Source organism: Pseudonocardia sp. ICBG1034 (assembly GCF_020131375.1).
GTDB lineage: Bacteria > Actinomycetota > Actinomycetes > Mycobacteriales > Pseudonocardiaceae > Pseudonocardia > Pseudonocardia alni.
The window spans coordinates 484,687-499,028 of sequence record NZ_JAHLEK010000023.1 but is presented as its reverse complement, the minus strand read 5'-3'; the positions used below and the strand labels follow the sequence as shown (position 1 = coordinate 499,028).

General features: G+C 75.6%; 14 protein-coding genes. 5 read left to right on the top strand and 9 right to left on the bottom strand.

What is annotated here, in order from left to right; translation table 11 throughout:
- Positions 1-22: 22 nt before the first annotated feature.
- Positions 23-1,303: a cytochrome P450 gene (locus KPF22_RS26670; protein ID WP_224403627.1), complete on the top strand. Its 1,281-nt coding sequence runs from the start codon at positions 23-25 to the stop codon at positions 1,301-1,303.
- 3 nt (positions 1,304-1,306) lie between these two features.
- Here KPF22_RS26670 and KPF22_RS26665 read toward each other — a convergent pair whose 3' ends face one another.
- From KPF22_RS26665 to KPF22_RS26650, 4 genes are all read right to left on the bottom strand, one after another.
- Positions 1,307-2,131, bottom strand: coding sequence for an ABC transporter permease (locus KPF22_RS26665; RefSeq protein ID WP_224403626.1), 825 nt, complete (start codon positions 2,129-2,131; stop codon positions 1,307-1,309).
- Positions 2,128-3,105: an ABC transporter ATP-binding protein gene (locus KPF22_RS26660; protein ID WP_224403625.1), complete on the bottom strand. Its 978-nt coding sequence runs from the start codon at positions 3,103-3,105 to the stop codon at positions 2,128-2,130. Before KPF22_RS26660 ends, KPF22_RS26665 begins: the two co-directional genes overlap by 4 nt.
- A 24-nt stretch (positions 3,106-3,129) precedes the next feature.
- Positions 3,130-3,975, bottom strand: coding sequence for a DUF4097 family beta strand repeat-containing protein (locus KPF22_RS26655; RefSeq protein ID WP_224403624.1), 846 nt, complete (start codon positions 3,973-3,975; stop codon positions 3,130-3,132).
- Positions 3,976-4,042: 67 nt separating this feature from the next.
- The gene (locus KPF22_RS26650) at positions 4,043-4,558 is read right to left on the bottom strand and encodes a hypothetical protein (RefSeq protein WP_224403623.1); all 516 of its coding nucleotides are present in this window, start codon (positions 4,556-4,558) and stop codon (positions 4,043-4,045) included.
- Positions 4,559-4,697: 139 nt separating this feature from the next.
- Here KPF22_RS26650 and KPF22_RS33375 point away from each other — a divergent pair, with 139 nt between their 5' ends.
- Positions 4,698-5,897: a cytochrome P450 gene (locus KPF22_RS33375; protein WP_224403622.1), complete on the top strand. Its 1,200-nt coding sequence runs from the start codon at positions 4,698-4,700 to the stop codon at positions 5,895-5,897.
- A gap of 55 nt (positions 5,898-5,952) precedes the next feature.
- Positions 5,953-7,203 carry a sorbosone dehydrogenase family protein gene (locus tag KPF22_RS26640; RefSeq protein ID WP_224403621.1) on the top strand — a complete coding sequence of 417 codons (1,251 nt, stop codon included), beginning with the start codon at positions 5,953-5,955 and terminating at the stop codon, positions 7,201-7,203.
- Positions 7,204-7,245: 42 nt separating this feature from the next.
- Here KPF22_RS26640 and dctA read toward each other — a convergent pair whose 3' ends face one another.
- Complete coding sequence (dctA, locus tag KPF22_RS26635) at positions 7,246-8,730, bottom strand: C4-dicarboxylate transporter DctA (RefSeq protein ID WP_224403620.1); 1,485 nt, start codon at positions 8,728-8,730, stop codon at positions 7,246-7,248.
- A 129-nt stretch (positions 8,731-8,859) separates the two neighbouring features.
- Between dctA and KPF22_RS26630 the strand changes: the two genes are divergently transcribed.
- Positions 8,860-9,798: a TAXI family TRAP transporter solute-binding subunit gene (locus KPF22_RS26630; protein WP_224403619.1), complete on the top strand. Its 939-nt coding sequence runs from the start codon at positions 8,860-8,862 to the stop codon at positions 9,796-9,798.
- 10 nt (positions 9,799-9,808) lie between these two features.
- Here the strand turns inward: KPF22_RS26630 and KPF22_RS33370 are convergent, their stop codons facing one another.
- Both KPF22_RS33370 and KPF22_RS26620 read right to left on the bottom strand, forming a co-directional pair.
- The gene (locus KPF22_RS33370; protein ID WP_224403618.1) at positions 9,809-11,200 is read right to left on the bottom strand and encodes a HAMP domain-containing sensor histidine kinase; all 1,392 of its coding nucleotides are present in this window, start codon (positions 11,198-11,200) and stop codon (positions 9,809-9,811) included.
- On the bottom strand, positions 11,197-11,868 hold the full coding sequence (locus tag KPF22_RS26620; RefSeq protein WP_224403617.1) for a response regulator transcription factor: 672 nt from the start codon (positions 11,866-11,868) through the stop codon (positions 11,197-11,199). The genes KPF22_RS33370 and KPF22_RS26620 overlap by 4 nt, the downstream gene beginning before the upstream one ends.
- A 94-nt stretch (positions 11,869-11,962) precedes the next feature.
- Here KPF22_RS26620 and KPF22_RS26615 point away from each other — a divergent pair, with 94 nt between their 5' ends.
- Positions 11,963-12,232 (top strand): hypothetical protein, encoded by a 270-nt coding sequence (locus KPF22_RS26615; RefSeq protein WP_208822216.1) that lies wholly within the window; start codon positions 11,963-11,965, stop codon positions 12,230-12,232.
- A gap of 10 nt (positions 12,233-12,242) precedes the next feature.
- On the opposite strand, the gene KPF22_RS26610 is transcribed toward KPF22_RS26615, so the two are convergent.
- Complete coding sequence (locus tag KPF22_RS26610; protein WP_224403616.1) at positions 12,243-13,331, bottom strand: alpha/beta hydrolase fold domain-containing protein; 1,089 nt, start codon at positions 13,329-13,331, stop codon at positions 12,243-12,245.
- 44 nt (positions 13,332-13,375) lie between these two features.
- Positions 13,376-14,251, bottom strand: a complete 876-nt coding sequence (locus tag KPF22_RS26605; RefSeq protein ID WP_224403615.1) for a CHASE3 domain-containing protein — start codon at positions 14,249-14,251, stop codon at positions 13,376-13,378.
- Positions 14,252-14,342: the final 91 nt, after the last annotated feature.

Here is a 14,342-nt window from a genome sequence, read left to right as displayed (position 1 = left end):
CGGCACGGTGTCGACTGGGCCCATGGCAGAGGACACGACCACCACCGCGCCGACCGCGCCGACCGCAGGCCCGGACACCGTGGACCCGTCGGACCCGGTCGCCGGCTTCTCCGCGCTGCGCGAGGTCGCGGCGGTCGTGGAGATCCCGCTGGAGATCCCCGGACGGCCCACGCAGCAGGGCCTGATGGTGACCCGGCACGCCGAGGTCCGCGCGATGCTCACCGACGACCGCTTCCGGCACGACGCGGCCGCGGTACCGGAGGCGGAGAACTACCTGCGCAACGCCCAGACCGGGCTGATCGGGCTGCCCGAGGACCTCGACCTGCTCCGCCGTCCGATGCTGGGCCGGGACGGCGAGGACCACGCGCGGCTGCGCCGGCTCGTGTCGCGGGCGTTCACGGTGCGCCGGGTGAACGGGCTGCGCCCCCGCGTCGGGGCGATCGTCGACGGCCTGCTCGACGACGTCGCCGCGGCCGGTGCCGACGGCACCCCGGTCGACCTGGTGGAGGCGCTGGCCTACCCGGTGCCGATCGCGGTCATCTGCGAGCTCGTCGGCGTGCCGGAGGGCGACCGGGACCGCTGGCGGGAGTTCGCCCGGCTGCTGATCCAGCCCGACCCGGAGCGGATGCCCGACGTCGCCCGGGGGATGGTCGCCCACGTCCGGGACCTGATCGAGGCCCGTCGCCGGGAGCCGGCCGACGACCTGCTGTCCGGGCTGGTCGCGGCGCACGACGAGGACGGCGACCGGCTCTCGGAGCAGGAGCTCGTCGACATGACGGTGAACCTCACCGTCGCCGGGTTCGAGACCACCGCGCACGTGCTGGCCAAGGGCACACTCGCCCTGCTCAGCCGCCCGGACGAGCTCGCCGCGCTGCGGGCCGATCCGCAGCTGTGGCCGACGGCGGTGCACGAGCTGGTCCGCACCTGCGGTCCGATCCCGGCCGGTGCCCCGCGCTACGCCGCCGAGGACCTGGAGATCGCCGGGACCCCGGTGCCCGCCGGGACCGCCGTGCTGCCCGGCGTGCTGCCGGCGAACTTCGACCCCCGGGTGCTCGACCGGCCCGAGAAGCTGGACGTGCGCCGCGACCCCGGACGCGGCGAGGGGCACCTCGGGTTCGGGCACGGGGCGCACTACTGCCTCGGCGCCGCGCTGGCCCGCCAGGAGGTCGAGGTCGTGCTGTCGGCGCTGGTCACGCGCTTCCCGGGGCTCCGGCTCGCCGAGCCGGCGGACGGCCCGTCGCGGCTGGGGTTCGAGCGGCTGCCCGCCCTGTCCGTCCACGTCGACCGCCCGCCGGAAGGCTGACGCTCAGCGCGCCGCGCGGGTCTCGTAGAGCCGGCGCGACCACAGCAGGCTCCCGACGGTGATCACCGTGCACCAGCCGACGGCGAGCGCGGCGTCGGCGCCGAGCCCGGCCCCGCTGCCGGGCCCGGCACCGAGCAGACCGCGCAGGGTGTCGATGACCGGGGTGAACGGCTGGTACTCCGCGAACCACCGCAGCCCGGCCGGCATGGACTCCACCGGCACGAACCCGCTGCCCAGGAACGGCAGCAGCATCAGGAACATCGGGGTGTTGCTGGCCGTCTCCACACTGGCGGCGGCGAGCCCGAGGGCCACGGTCAGCCAGGTCAGGGCGACCGTGAGCAGCACCAACATCCCGGCGACGCCCAGCCAGGCGAGCGGCCCGGCACCGCTGCGGAACCCGAGCGCCAGCGCCACCCCGAGCACGACGACCAGACCGACCGCGGTCTGCACGAACGCGCCGACGACGTGCCCGGTGAGGACGCTGGACCGGGCGATCGCCATCGTCCGGAAGCGGGCGACGACGCCCTCGGTCATGTCGGTGGCGACCCCGATGGCGGTGCCCATCGCGACGCTCGCAACGGTCAGCAGCAGCACCGCGGGGGTGACGAAGGCCAGGTAGTCGCTGCGGTCACCGCCCAGCCCGGCGCCCATCGTGCCGCCCAGGACGACCACGAACAGCAGCAGGAACACCAGCGGCTGGGCGATCAGCATGATCGTCAGCGACGGGTAGCGGCGCAGGTGCCGGATGCGGCGGCGCAGCATCGTCACCGAGTCGGTGAGCAGGCGGGGACGGTCGAGGTCGGTGGTGTCCATGACGGCGGCGCTCATGACGCGGCCACCTCCGGGGTGCTCGGGTGGCCGGTGAGGGCCAGGAAGACGTCGTCGAGGTCGGGCGTGTGGGTGGTCAGCTCCTCGGGTTCCACCCCGGTCCCGGCGAGGCGGTCCAGCAGGTCCCGCAGGTCGCGGGCCCCGGCGGCGGGCAGCTGCAGCGTCACCGCGGCGGTGTCGGCGACGGCGGCGGGCAGCACGGTGCGGGCGGCGGCGAGGGCGTCGTCGTCGGCGAAGCGCAGGCGCACGTGCCCGCCGGGGACCTGGGCCTTGAGCTGCGCCGGGGTGCCGCGGGCGACGAGCCGGCCCCCGTCCAGGACGGCCACCTCGTCGGCGAGCTGGTCGGCCTCCTCCAGGTACTGGGTGGTCAGCAGCACGGTCACGCCGCGGCCGACGAGGTCGCGCACGGCGTCCCACAGGCCGCGGCGGCTGCGCGGGTCCAGCCCGGTGGTCGGCTCGTCGAGGAACAGCACCTGCGGGTCGGAGACCAGCGTCATGGCCAGGTCCAGCCTCCGGCGCATCCCGCCGGAGTAGGTCCCGGCCCGGCGGTCCGCGGCGTCGGCGAGGTCGAACCGGTCGAGCAGCTCGCGTACCCGTTCCCGGTGCCGCCCGCGGGGCAGGTGGTGCAGGTCGGCCATGAGCTGCAGGTTCTCCGCCCCGGTCAGCAGGCCGTCGACGGCGGAGAACTGGCCGGTCACCCCGATCGCGGCGCGGACGCCGTCGGGGTCGGTCGCCGGGTCCCTCCCGGCGATGCGGATCCGGCCGGAGTCCGGCGGGATCAGCGTCGACAGGATCCGGACCAGGGTGGTCTTGCCGGCGCCGTTCGGGCCGAGCAGGGCGAGCACGGTCCCGGCGGGGACGTCGAGGTCGATGCCGCGGAGCACGGCGTGGTCGCCGTAGGACTTGTGCAGGGCGGCGACGGCGATCGCGGGCGGGGGTGTGGGCACGGTGGTTCCTCTCGTGGACGGGCTCATGGGTGGGGCCGCGGCCGGCGCGGGTCAGGCGCGGCGGACGACGATGTCGCCCTCGCGGGACCGGGCGTGCACGGCGACGGTGTCGACGGCGTCGCCGTCCGGGGCCTCGCGCGGTGCGAGGTCGTTGCCGACCCGGCCGGTGGTGTCGAGGTCGAGCCAGGCGGCGCTGCCCTGCGCGACGCCGATCTCCAGCCGGCCGTGCGTGCTGGTCAGCGACACCTCGCCGCGGTGGACGCGGCCGAGCCGGACGTCGCCGTAGGCGGTGCGCACGCGGGCGCCCGCGCCGAGCTCGTCGACGTCGATGGGACCGTGCGTGCCGGTCAGCTCGGCGTCGCCGGTCAGCTCGTCGGCGCGGATGCCGCCGTGCTTGCTGCTCAGCGTCGCGGTTCCGCCGATGCGGTGGATCTGCATGCCGCCGTGGTCGGAGCGGACCGTGGCGTCCCCGGTGACGGTTCCGCCGATCCGGACGTGACCGAAGCCGGTGCTCAGGTCGGCGGAGGCGGCGTCGTCGACGCGGACGTCGCCGAAGCGGGTGCGGGCCTCGCAGGCCCCGAGCGGGCCCTCGACGACGATCCCGCCGTAGGCGGTGGCGGCGGTCAGCGCCGACCCGGCGGGCAGGGCGATCCCGACCTCGATCGAGCGGCCGGGGGTGCGCGGGGTGAGCTTCTGCAGCAGCCCGAGCTGCGGGCCGGTGACGCGCAGCTCCCGCCCGGTCAGCTCGACCCGGACCCGGTCGGCGTGGGCGCGGTCGGCGTCGGAGCTGCGGACCTCGACGACGGTGTCGGTGCGGTCCGACGCGGTCACCCGCAGCTCGCCGATGGCGAGGTCCACGATCGCGGTGACGGGCTCGGGGGTGTCGTAGGTGGGCACGGGGCATCGCCTCCTCGGCGTCGCGGTGACGCCGTGAGTCAGGGGTGGGTGGCAGAGGTCGTGTGGCTCAGCCGAACCAGCCGACGCGGCCGCGGCGGGCGGCGTCGGGACGGTCGGGCGCGGTGGCGGGGCGGTCCAGCGCGGCCGCGGCCACACGGGTCAGCCAGGTGTTCACGCTGAGGCCGTCCCGCCCGGCGGCCTCCTCGATCCGGGCCTTGAGCGTCTCCGGCGGCCGGAAGTTGATCCGGGCGACCGGCCCGGACTCGCCGTCGGCGCCCGCCGGTGGCGATGGCGCCACGGGTGGCGCCTCCGTCGTCGCCGGGGGTGCCGACGGCGGGGCCGACCCTGCGGTGACGACGAACTCTGGGTCGCTGCCGCGCAGCCGCACGTGCACCGACCCCGGTGCGAGCTCGAGGGTGATCTCGTCGGCCGCCGCGGCCAGTGCCTCGAGCAGGACCAGGCGGGTCGTCGACGTCAGGGGCGTGAGCAGCCGTTCCGCGGCCGCCCGCGTGTCCTCGCCCGCGGCCTCGCCCAGTGCGGCGAACTCGGTGCGCAGGCGGTCGACATATCCGTCCAACTCCATGGCGCAATAATGGCGCAGAATGGCGCCATCGTCAAGGATGTGGCGCCACGGAGATCGGTCGGCGCCGCGGGCTTGACCCTGCCGCGACGGCACGGTGTCCGATGGACCGGACCTGCTGACGCCGTCGAGGGAGTACGTCGTGGACCGCACCACCTGCCCGGTCGCCGCCTTCGGGCGCCTGCGCGAACAGGGGCCCGTCGTCGCGATGCCGGAGTCGCCGATGGTCGCCGCGTCGCTCGTCACCCGGCACGACGACGTGCACGCCCTGCTCCTCGACCCGCGGTTCCGCAACGACCCCACCGGGGTGCCCGGCGCCGGGGACGTCCTGGGCCCGCTCCTGACGGGGCTCGGGCTGCCGCCGGAGCTCGACCACCTCGGCCGGGGCCTGCTCGTCCGCGACGGCGCCGACCACGCCCGGCTGCGCCGGCTCGTCTCACGGGCGTTCACCGTGCGCCGGGTCGCCGCGCTGCGCCCGCGCGTGGAGCAGCTCACCGCCGAGCTGCTCGACGACGTCGCGGCCGCCGGTGCCGACGGCAGCCCGGTCGACCTGCTGCCCACGGTGTTCCGCGCGCTGCCGATCGCGGTGATCTGCGAGCTCGTCGGCGTCCCGGTGGAGCAGCGCGGACTCTGGCGGGAGCTGGCCGCCCTGCTCGTCGCACCCGACCCGGAGCGGATGCCCGACGTGGCGCGCGCCGTCGTCGCACAGATCCACGAGCTCGTCGCGGCCCGGCGGGCCGACCCGCGCGACGACCTGGTCGACGTGCTCGTCGCGGTGCACGACGACGGCGACCGGCTCACCGCCGACGAGCTGGACGTCCTGCTGTTCGACCTGGTCGTCGCCGGGTTCGAGACGACCGCGCACGTGCTGTCCCGGGCGACGCTGGCCCTGCTGACCCGCCCCGACCAGCTCGCGACGCTGCGCGCCGAGCCGTGGCGGTGGCCCACCGCGGTGCACGAGATCGTGCGGACCTGCGGCGCGGTCCCGGTGAGCACGCCCCGCTACGCGAGCACCGACGTCGTCGTCGGCGGCACCCGGATCGCGGCGGGGGAGTCGGTGACGGCCGGGCTGGTCACCGCGAACTTCGACCCGCGCCGGCACGACCGGCCCGACGAGCTCGACGTGACCCGGGACCCGGGCCGCGGCGAGGGGCACCTCGGGTTCGGCCAGGGCGCCCACTACTGCCTGGGTGCCGCGCTGGCCCGCCAGGAGGTCGAGGTGGCGCTGCACGCGCTGGTCGAGCGGTTCCCCGCGCTGCGGCTCGCCACACCGGCCGACCGGCCGTCGGACCTCGGGTTCGAGCGCCTCGGGTCGCTCGAGGTGCGGATCGACGCGCCGTGACCGCCGGTGTTGCGCGACCACACCCGTGCTGCCGTCGTGCCCGGTTCCGGCCAGGATGACCGGTGTGACCCGTGACCCGCACCCCGCCCGTCTCCGTCGCGCCGGGACGGCGGCCGCGGCCGTCGCCCTGATGGTCGCCGCCGGCTGCGGCGCCGCCGCACCCGCGCCCGCCGAGCCGGCGCCCGCGCCGCCCACCACCGACGCCCCGGCGGCGGCCGGGGAGCTGGCGCCGGTCGTCGTCGCGGGCGGGTTCTCCCACGTCTGGAGCGTCGGCGTGCTGCCCGACGGGCGCGCGCTGGTCACCGAGCGGGACGGGCGCCTGTCGCTGCTCGCCTCGCTCGACCCGGGCACCGCGGTCACCCCGGTCGCCGCCGACCTGGGCGACGTGTTCGCCCGCGGGGAGGGCGGGCTGATGGGCCTGGCCGTGCACGCCGACTTCGCGACGTCGAACCGGTTCACCACCTGCCAGACCCGTGCCGAGAACGGGAGCCCGGTCGACGTCCGGCTGGTCACCTGGACGCTGTCCGCGGACGGGGCCACCGCGACCCGGGTCGCGGACCCGCTGGTCGGTGGCCTGCCGATCGCCTCGGGCGGACGGCACTCGGGCTGCCGGGTCGCCGTCGACGACACCGGGGCGCTCGTCGTCGGGACCGGCGACGCGGCGATGCCCGCCACCCCGCAGGACCTCACCTCGCTCGGCGGCAAGACGCTGCGGGTCGACCCGGCCACCGGCGGGCCCGCCGCCGGCAATCCCTTCGCCGACGCCGCCGACCCGGCCCAGCGGCTCGTGTACACCTCCGGGCACCGCAACGTGCAGGGCGTCGCGGTCGAGCCGGGCACCGGGCGGGTCTTCACCGCCGAGCACGGCCCCACCCGCGACGACGAGGTGAACCTGCTGCGCCCGGGCGGCAACTACGGCTGGGACCCCTCGCAGGGCGGCACGGTGACCACCTACGACGAGTCGGTCCCGATGACCGACCGGGACCGCTTCCCCGACGCCGTCCCCGCCGTGTGGGCCTCCGGCAGCCCGCCCGAGGCGCTGGCCGGCGCCGCGTTCCTCGACGGCGACGCGTGGGGGCAGCGGAACGGGATGCTCGCCGTCGCCGCGCTGCGCGGGCAGAAGCTGCTGCTGATGCGGGTCGGCCCGGAGGGCACCGACGGCGCGGTCTCCGACGTCGAGATCCCGGCGGCGCTCGACGGGGACTCCGGCCGGCTGCGCGGGGTGTACGCCGTGCCCGGCGGTCCGCTGCTGGTCACGACCTCGAACGGCGACGACGACCGGATCCTGCGGATCGACCCGAGCTGACCCCGCGGTGCGGGGCCGGCCCGGGCCGGTGGTGGTGCCGGGTCAGCGCCCGGGATCGGTCCGTTCCCGCAGCTCGGTGCCGGTGGCGACCTCGCCGCCCCCGGTGCCGACGGTCGCCACGGCGGCCGTGCGCTCGACGGCCCGGGCGTCGTCGTCGGCGCCGGGCTCCGCGGCGTCGTTCTCGGCCCTCATCAGCTGGTCGACGTCGACCTGCCCGGGGTCGTCGAGCACGGCCCGCAGCCGGTCGCGGTCCAGCTCCCCGGTCCAGCGTGCGATGACCAGGGTGCCGATGCCGTTGCCGGTGAGGTTGGTCAGCGCGCGGCCCTCGGACATGAACCGGTCGATGCCCACGATCAGGGCCAGTCCGACCAGCGGGATGATGTGGTCGAACGCCGCCAGCGACGCGGCGAGCGTCACCAGCCCGGCGCCGGACACGCCGGCCGCGCCGTTGGACGAGATCAGCATGAACAGCAGGATCCCGATCTGGGTGCCCAGCGGGACGTCCACGCCGAACGCCTGGGCGATGAACATCGCGCCCATCGTCATGTAGATCGCGGTGCCGTCGAGGTTGAAGGAGTAGCCGGTGGGGATGGTCAGCCCGACGACGTGCTTCGGTGTGCCGGCCGCCTCCAGCTTGCGCATCATCCGCGGCAGCACCGTCTCCGACGACGACGTGCCGAGCACGATCAGCAGCTCGTCCTTGATGTAGCGCAGGTACTTGAACAGCGAGAACCCGGCGAGCCGGCAGATCGGGCCGAGCACCACGAAGACGAAGATCAGACAGGTCGCCCAGAAGGTCAGCATGAACCCGGCCAGGCTGCCCAGGATCGAGCTGCCGTGCTGGCCGATGGTGAACGCGATCCCGCCGAACGCGCCGAGCGGGGCGACCCACATGACCAGCTTGATCACGCCGAACATGACCTGGGCGAACGAGTCCAGGGCCCGGGTGATGCTCTTGCCCCGCTCGCCGAGCATGGTGATGGCGACGCCGACCAGGATCGCCAGCAGCAGCACCTGCAGGAGCTGGCCGTCGGTGAAGGCCGAGGCGAACGAGTCCGGCACCAGTGCCAGCAGGAAGTCGGTGAGGCCCCCGCCCGCGGCGGCCCCGGCCGACTCGATGGTGGAGTCCGCGGCCGAGCCGTCGAAGCTCTCCCGGTCGTAGCCGAGCCCGACGCCCGGGGCGATGACGTTGATCGTCAGCAGGCCCAGGGCCAGCGCGATCAGGGTGGTGACGTTGAAGTAGACCACCGTGCGCCCGGCGAGTCCGCCGACCTTGGCCAGGTTGCCGAGACCGGCGATCCCGACCACGACGGTCGCGAAGATGACCGGCGCGATCACCACCTTCACCAGGCTGATGAACAGCGTGGCGAGCCACTGCATCTGCGCGCCCACCTCGGGCAGCAGCAGGCCGACGAGGATCCCCGCGGCGATGCCGGCGAGCACCCAGACGTAGAGGTGCTTGTAGATCGGGGTCCTGGTCCGGGGCCGTGGTGCGGCCGGGACGGCGTCCGCCGTTGGACTGCTCATGCTCGCTCCCTCGCGTGACGATGCCTGCCCGACGGTGGTCGGGCGGGACGTCGTGCGGGGCCGGACGACCGGATTCTTGGGCTGTTCTTGGGATTACCGGCATACCGGACGAAAACGTAGGATGCGGACATGGCCGGATGGTCGCGCCGCGACGTGCTGCGGGGCGGCGGACTGCTCGCCGGGACCCTGCTCACCGGTGGTGCGCTGACCGGCTGCGCGGCGCCGCCGCCCCGGCCGCCGTCGCCGTTCCGGCTGGCCACGGGCCCGGAGGGCGCGGTCTACCGTGAGATCGGCGCCGCGCTGGCCCGGCTGCTGGACCGCGAGTGGGGCCGTGAGGTCGTCGAGGTCGTGCACACCGACTCGGCCCCGGAGAACGTCGCGCTGCTGACCTCCGGGCGGGCCGAGCTGGGGTTCGTCAACGTCGACGTCGCCCTCGCCCACCCGGAGCCGGTCGTCGCACTGGCCCGGGTGTTCGACTCGGTGCTCCACGCGCTCGTGCCCGCCGTGAGCCCGGCCCGCGACGCCCGCGACCTCGACGGCCTGACCCTCGCCGGCGGTGCGCCCCGCTCCGGGACCCGGTTCGTCACCGAGCGGCTGCTGGAGGTCGCCGGGGTCCGGGCGACGCTGCGCAGCCACACCCAGGCCGACTCGGTGCGGGCGTTCCGGGCGGGGGAGGTCGACGGCGTCCTGAGCCTCACCGGCATGCCGACGCCCGCGGTCACCGAGCTCGCCGCGTCCGGCGGGGTCCGGCTGCTGGACCTGACCGTGCAGGTGGAGGCGCTGGTCGCGCGGCACCCGCTGGAGTACGTGCCGGTCGTGGTGCCCGCGACGATGTACCCGCCGCTGGAGGCCGCGCCCGCCCCGGCCGTCCCGACGCTGCTCGCGGTGTCGCCGTCGATGGACGACGCCCTCGCGCACTGGCTCACCGACCAGCTGTTCGTCCACTCCGGCGAGCTGTCCCGCGTCCGGCTGGAGGCGGGCCAGATCAACCCGCGCACCGGCGCGGCGACGACGCCGGTCCCGCTGCACCCGGCTGCGCGCCGCTGGTTCCGCGACCACAAGCCCTGACCTCCGTGCGTTACCCCGGCGACACGGTGACGACCGCGGTGAGGCCGCCACCCGGGGTGGCCTCGAGCGACAGCGCGCCGCCGGCGTCGTCGAGCACCTGCGCGACGATCGCCAGCCCCAGCCCGGTCCCCGGCACGTTCTGGTCCCGCGGCGAGCGCCAGAACCGCTCGGTGGCCCGCCGCCGCCCGGCGGGGTCGAGTCCGCGGCCGTCGTCGGCGACGGTGAGGCGGTAGCCGCCGTCCGGGGCCGCGGCCCCGCGCACCGTGAGGGTGCGCCCGGCGGAGAGTCGGCAGGCGTTCGCGACCAGCTCGTCGACGGCGGCGGCGAGCCCGCCGGTGGGCTCGCGCACCGTGGTGGCGGTGTCGGCCAGCTCCGCGGTGAAGGCCAGGCCGGCGTCGCCTGCCACACCCCGCCAGATTTCCGCGCGCCGCCCGAGCGCCCCGGCGACGGTCGCGGTGCCCGCCGGGCGGTCCCGCAGCGCCGTCGCGGCCAGCATCCCGTCGACGACCGAGCTCATCCGGTCCAGGTCGTCGACGGCGTCGTCGTAGGTCGCGCGGGCGTCCGGGTCGCGCTCGGACAGGTGCGGGGCGAGGTTCTCCACCGACAGCCGGGCCGAGGCGATCGGGTTGCGCAGCTGGTGCGCGGCGTCGGCGACGAAGCGCTGCTGGCGCTCGATGGTGCGGTGCACCGCCTCGACCATGTCGTTGAACCCGGCGGCGAGATGACGCAGCTCCGGCGGGCCGCCTGCCGGGGCGGCCCGGGCCCCGAGGTCACCGGCGCGGACGGCGGCGGCGCTGCGCTCCAGGTCGGTGACCGGCCGCAGGATCCACCGCGTCATCGGGCCGACCGCCCCGATCACCAGCGCCGCGACCAGGGCGAACAGCCCGCCGAGCAGGCCCCAGTCGCGCAGGATCTCCCCGCGGACGGTGTCGGTCGGGACCGCGAACACCAGGGCCGCGACGACCTGCGAGTCCCGCCCGACCGGCGTCACGACGATCTCGTCGGCGGTGTCCCACGGCCACACGGTGCGGTCCAGCGGCGGCAGCCGCCCGGCCATCGCACCGGTGAGCCGGGGCAGCGCCGTGTCCGGCGGGCTGCCCGCGTGCCCGGGCCCGGTCGCGTGCAGGACGTGCCGTTCGCGGTCGAGGAACCAGACGCCGGTGTCGTACAGGTCGGCGTACTCGTCGAGCTCGGCGCGCAGTCGCGCCAGGTCGGCCTCCAGTGCGGTGCCGCCGGTCAGTGCGGTCAGTGCCAGCACCGAGAACCGCGACGCGTCGGCGAGCCGGTCCGACACCAGCGTGGCGGTGTGCCGCTCGGCGATCGTCGCCGCCGTCGGCACCAGCACCCCGAGCAGCAGCAGGACCAGCAGCGGGGCGACCGCGACGACGAGCCGTCGCCTCACGGCCCGGCCTGGTAGCCGACCCCGCGCAGGGTGCGGATCCGCAGGCGTCCCTCGACCTTCCCGCGCAGCGTCGCCATGTGGGTGTCCAGGGTGCGTGAGCGCGCCTCGGACGGGGCCGACCACACCCGGTCGAGGATGACGCCGCGCTCGACCGGGCCGTCGTGGGCGAGCAGCAGGGCCAGGACGGCCGACTCGGTCGCGGTGAGGGCGACCGACCAGCCGTCGTCGGTGTCGGACAGGGTCCGGGCGGTCGTGTCGAGCTCGAGCGACCCCCGCCGGTGCACGACCGGCGCCGGTGCCTCGCGCAGGGCGCGGGTGCGCCGGCTGACGGCCTCGATCCGGGCGAGCAGCTCGGCGAGGCTGAACGGCTTCACGACGTAGTCGTCGGCGCCGGCGCGCAGCCCGACGACCCGGTCGGTCTCGCCGTCCTGCGCGGTGACGATCAGGACCCCGGTCGCCGGGTGGTCGCGCAGCCGTCGCACGACGGCGGAGCCGTGTCCGTCGGGCAGCCCCATGTCGACCAGGGCCAGGTCAGGGACCTGCTCGGCGATGGCCTCGTACGCCTCGGCGACGTCGGCGGCGCGCACGACGCGGTGGCCCGCGCGCAGCAGGGCGCGCACGAGGCCGCGGGCCACGCGGTCGTCGTCCTCGACCACCAGGATGCGCACCGGGCCAGGATAGTCCGACAAGACGGACAAAACGTACGGAAAGGGTGACCGGGGGTCTGAACCGTCCGGAGCCGGGTAGACGGCGCGGATGGTCGTGCCCGAGGAACCCGTGACGGTGTCGCTCCCGGCCGGGGCGGCGCTGTCCGGGCTGTCCGCCTACGACGTCTGGGTCCGCTACGCGGGTCTCGGCGGCACCGGCAGCGAGCACGACGTCGCCGACATGCTGACCGACCCGGCCGCGGGTGCCCGGGCCGACCGGGTCCTGCTCGCCCGGGTGCTCGACGCACACCTGGTCGTGCTGGGGTGCCGCCGCCGGGTGCGCCCGGACACCGGCGACGAGCCGGACCCGCCCGCCGTGTCCTGACCCGGCGGGCTCAGCCGCGCACCGACCGGGCGAAGCCGACGACGTCGCGCACGGCGTGCGCGTAGACGTCGGGCATCGCGTCGCGGAACAGGATCATCCCGACGTGGCAGAGCCCCGGGTACACGAGCCCGACCGACGGCACGCCGGCGGCGAGCAGCCGACGGTGGTGGGCGAGCCCCTCGTCGCGCAGCGGGTCCAGCTCCGCGCACGCGATCACGTGCGGCGGGAGCCCCTGCAGGTCCTCGGGGCGTGCGGCCGCGGCCCAGCAGGTCGGGTCGTCGGCGTGCACGGAGCCGGGGTCGTAGACCTCGGCGAGCAGTGGGAACAGCTCCCGGTTGAGCCAGTAGCGGTCGTTCTCCCACAGCGACGCCAGGTCCGCGGGCGGCCGGTCCCAGGACCCCAGCACATAGGGGCACTGGGCGTAGACCCCGGCGATCCGCCCGGACCAGCCGTCCCGACCGGCCCGGATCGCCAGCCCGAGCGCGAGGTTCGCCCCGCCGGAGTCGCCGGTGACGACGACGTGCGTGCCGCCCAGCTCGGCGAGGTGTTCGTGCACCCAGTGCAGGCCGGTGACGCAGTCGTCCAGGCCCGCCGGGAACGGGTGCGGCCCGAGCCGCCCACCGCCGTTGCGGTACTCGACCCCCACGACGACGGCGCCTTCGGCGGCCAGCTCGTCGCGCCAGCGCACGTAGAGCGGCCCCTCGGTGGCCAGCATGACCATCCCGCCGCCGTGGACCTGGTAGATCACCGGCAGCGGCCCGTCGACGACGGTGGGGCGGTGGACGTGCAGGGCGATCTCGTGCCCGTCGGCGGCGGGCACGGTCCGTGTCGTGCGGTCGATGCCGGACATCGGGGCCCAGCCCGCGGCCAGCGCCGCGAAGAGCCCCTCGAAGCCCTCCTCGACGGCGTCGACGAACCCGAGCAGCGCCGGGCGGCCCGCGGTGCGGTCCAGCGGGGCGTCGTCGGCGTGCCCGGTCAGGCCGAAGCCCTCCAGCACCGCGACCATCCGCGGATCGGCCCGCGGGTCGTCGCCGATCGTGGTCGCCGGGTCCCCGAGCCTGCCGGGTGCGCGGGTGGGTACGGAGGCGTCGGTGCTCATGCGGGCTCCTCGGACAGCGGGTGGCCGCCCGATCGTGTCCCGCGTCACACGCGTTCGTCAACGGCGTCGTCGCGCCGCGCCGGAGCAGCCGGTTCGAGCAGGTGGACCTCCCGTTCGAGCTCGCCCATCCGGTCCCGCTTCACCGGCGGCGGCTCGGGCACCGGGCCGCCCTCGCGGATGACGCGCACGGTGTCGGCGAGCCGGTCCACCCGGCGCAGGATGCCGTTGCGGTGCAGGAACCAGGCCAGGAACCGGGTCAGCACGGCGACCGCGAGCGCGATGCCGACCGACAGGTAGTCGCGGAGGCGGATCTGGTTGATCTCGTCGATCCGGTCGTCGAGCAGCTCCCGCTCACCGGTCCGCATCTGGTCGACGCGGCTGCGGATGCCGTCCATGAGGTTCTTGCCGTAGGCGAGGTCCTGCCGGATCTCGCCGTCGGTGTCCCCGCCCGCGGCGACGACGTCGCGCTGCCGGGCCAGGTCGGTCATCTGCTTCGACGTCAGGTCCCGCAGCTCGGTGATCCGGGCCAGCTTGTCCGTGCGCGGCTTCTCCCCGGGCTCCGCCGCGGCCAGCGTCTCCAGCCGTCCCAGCACCGCCGGGAGCTCCGCCGACGCGTCGGTGAAGGGCTCCAGGTACTCCGTGCGCCCGGTGAGCTGGTAGCCCCGCACCCCGGTCTCGGCGTCGACCATGAGCGTGGTGAGTTCGCCGAGCGATCCGGTCATCTCGAACTTGCGCTGGATGTCGGTCTCGATGTCGACGCGCTGCAGGTTCCCGGTCAGGGCCAGCCCGGCCGAGATCAGCACCGCGACGAGCGGCAGCCCGATCGTGATGCGCCCCTGCACACGCATGGGCAGGTCGTTCCAGTACCGCAGGACGGGTCGCGCCGGAGCGCTCAGGGTGTCGCGAAGGCTCCTGGCCACGGCGTGAGTCTACGGACGGGCCCCGGGGGCGGGCCTGTCCGAGCGGCCGAGCAGCCCGGCCGGCGCGGCCCGCTGCCCGGCGGGACGAGCA

Coding starts and splice junctions, on each gene's coding strand:
- KPF22_RS26670 (WP_224403627.1), top strand. CDS start 23: ATGGCAGAGGACACGACCACCACCGCGCCGACCGCGCCGACCGCAGGC.
- KPF22_RS26665 (WP_224403626.1), bottom strand. CDS start 2,131: ATGAGCGCCGCCGTCATGGACACCACCGACCTCGACCGTCCCCGCCTG.
- KPF22_RS26660 (WP_224403625.1), bottom strand. CDS start 3,105: ATGAGCCCGTCCACGAGAGGAACCACCGTGCCCACACCCCCGCCCGCG.
- KPF22_RS26650 (WP_224403623.1), bottom strand. CDS start 4,558: ATGGAGTTGGACGGATATGTCGACCGCCTGCGCACCGAGTTCGCCGCA.
- KPF22_RS26640 (WP_224403621.1), top strand. CDS start 5,953: ATGACCGGTGTGACCCGTGACCCGCACCCCGCCCGTCTCCGTCGCGCC.
- dctA (WP_224403620.1), bottom strand. CDS start 8,730: ATGAGCAGTCCAACGGCGGACGCCGTCCCGGCCGCACCACGGCCCCGG.
- KPF22_RS26630 (WP_224403619.1), top strand. CDS start 8,860: ATGGCCGGATGGTCGCGCCGCGACGTGCTGCGGGGCGGCGGACTGCTC.
- KPF22_RS26610 (WP_224403616.1), bottom strand. CDS start 13,331: ATGAGCACCGACGCCTCCGTACCCACCCGCGCACCCGGCAGGCTCGGG.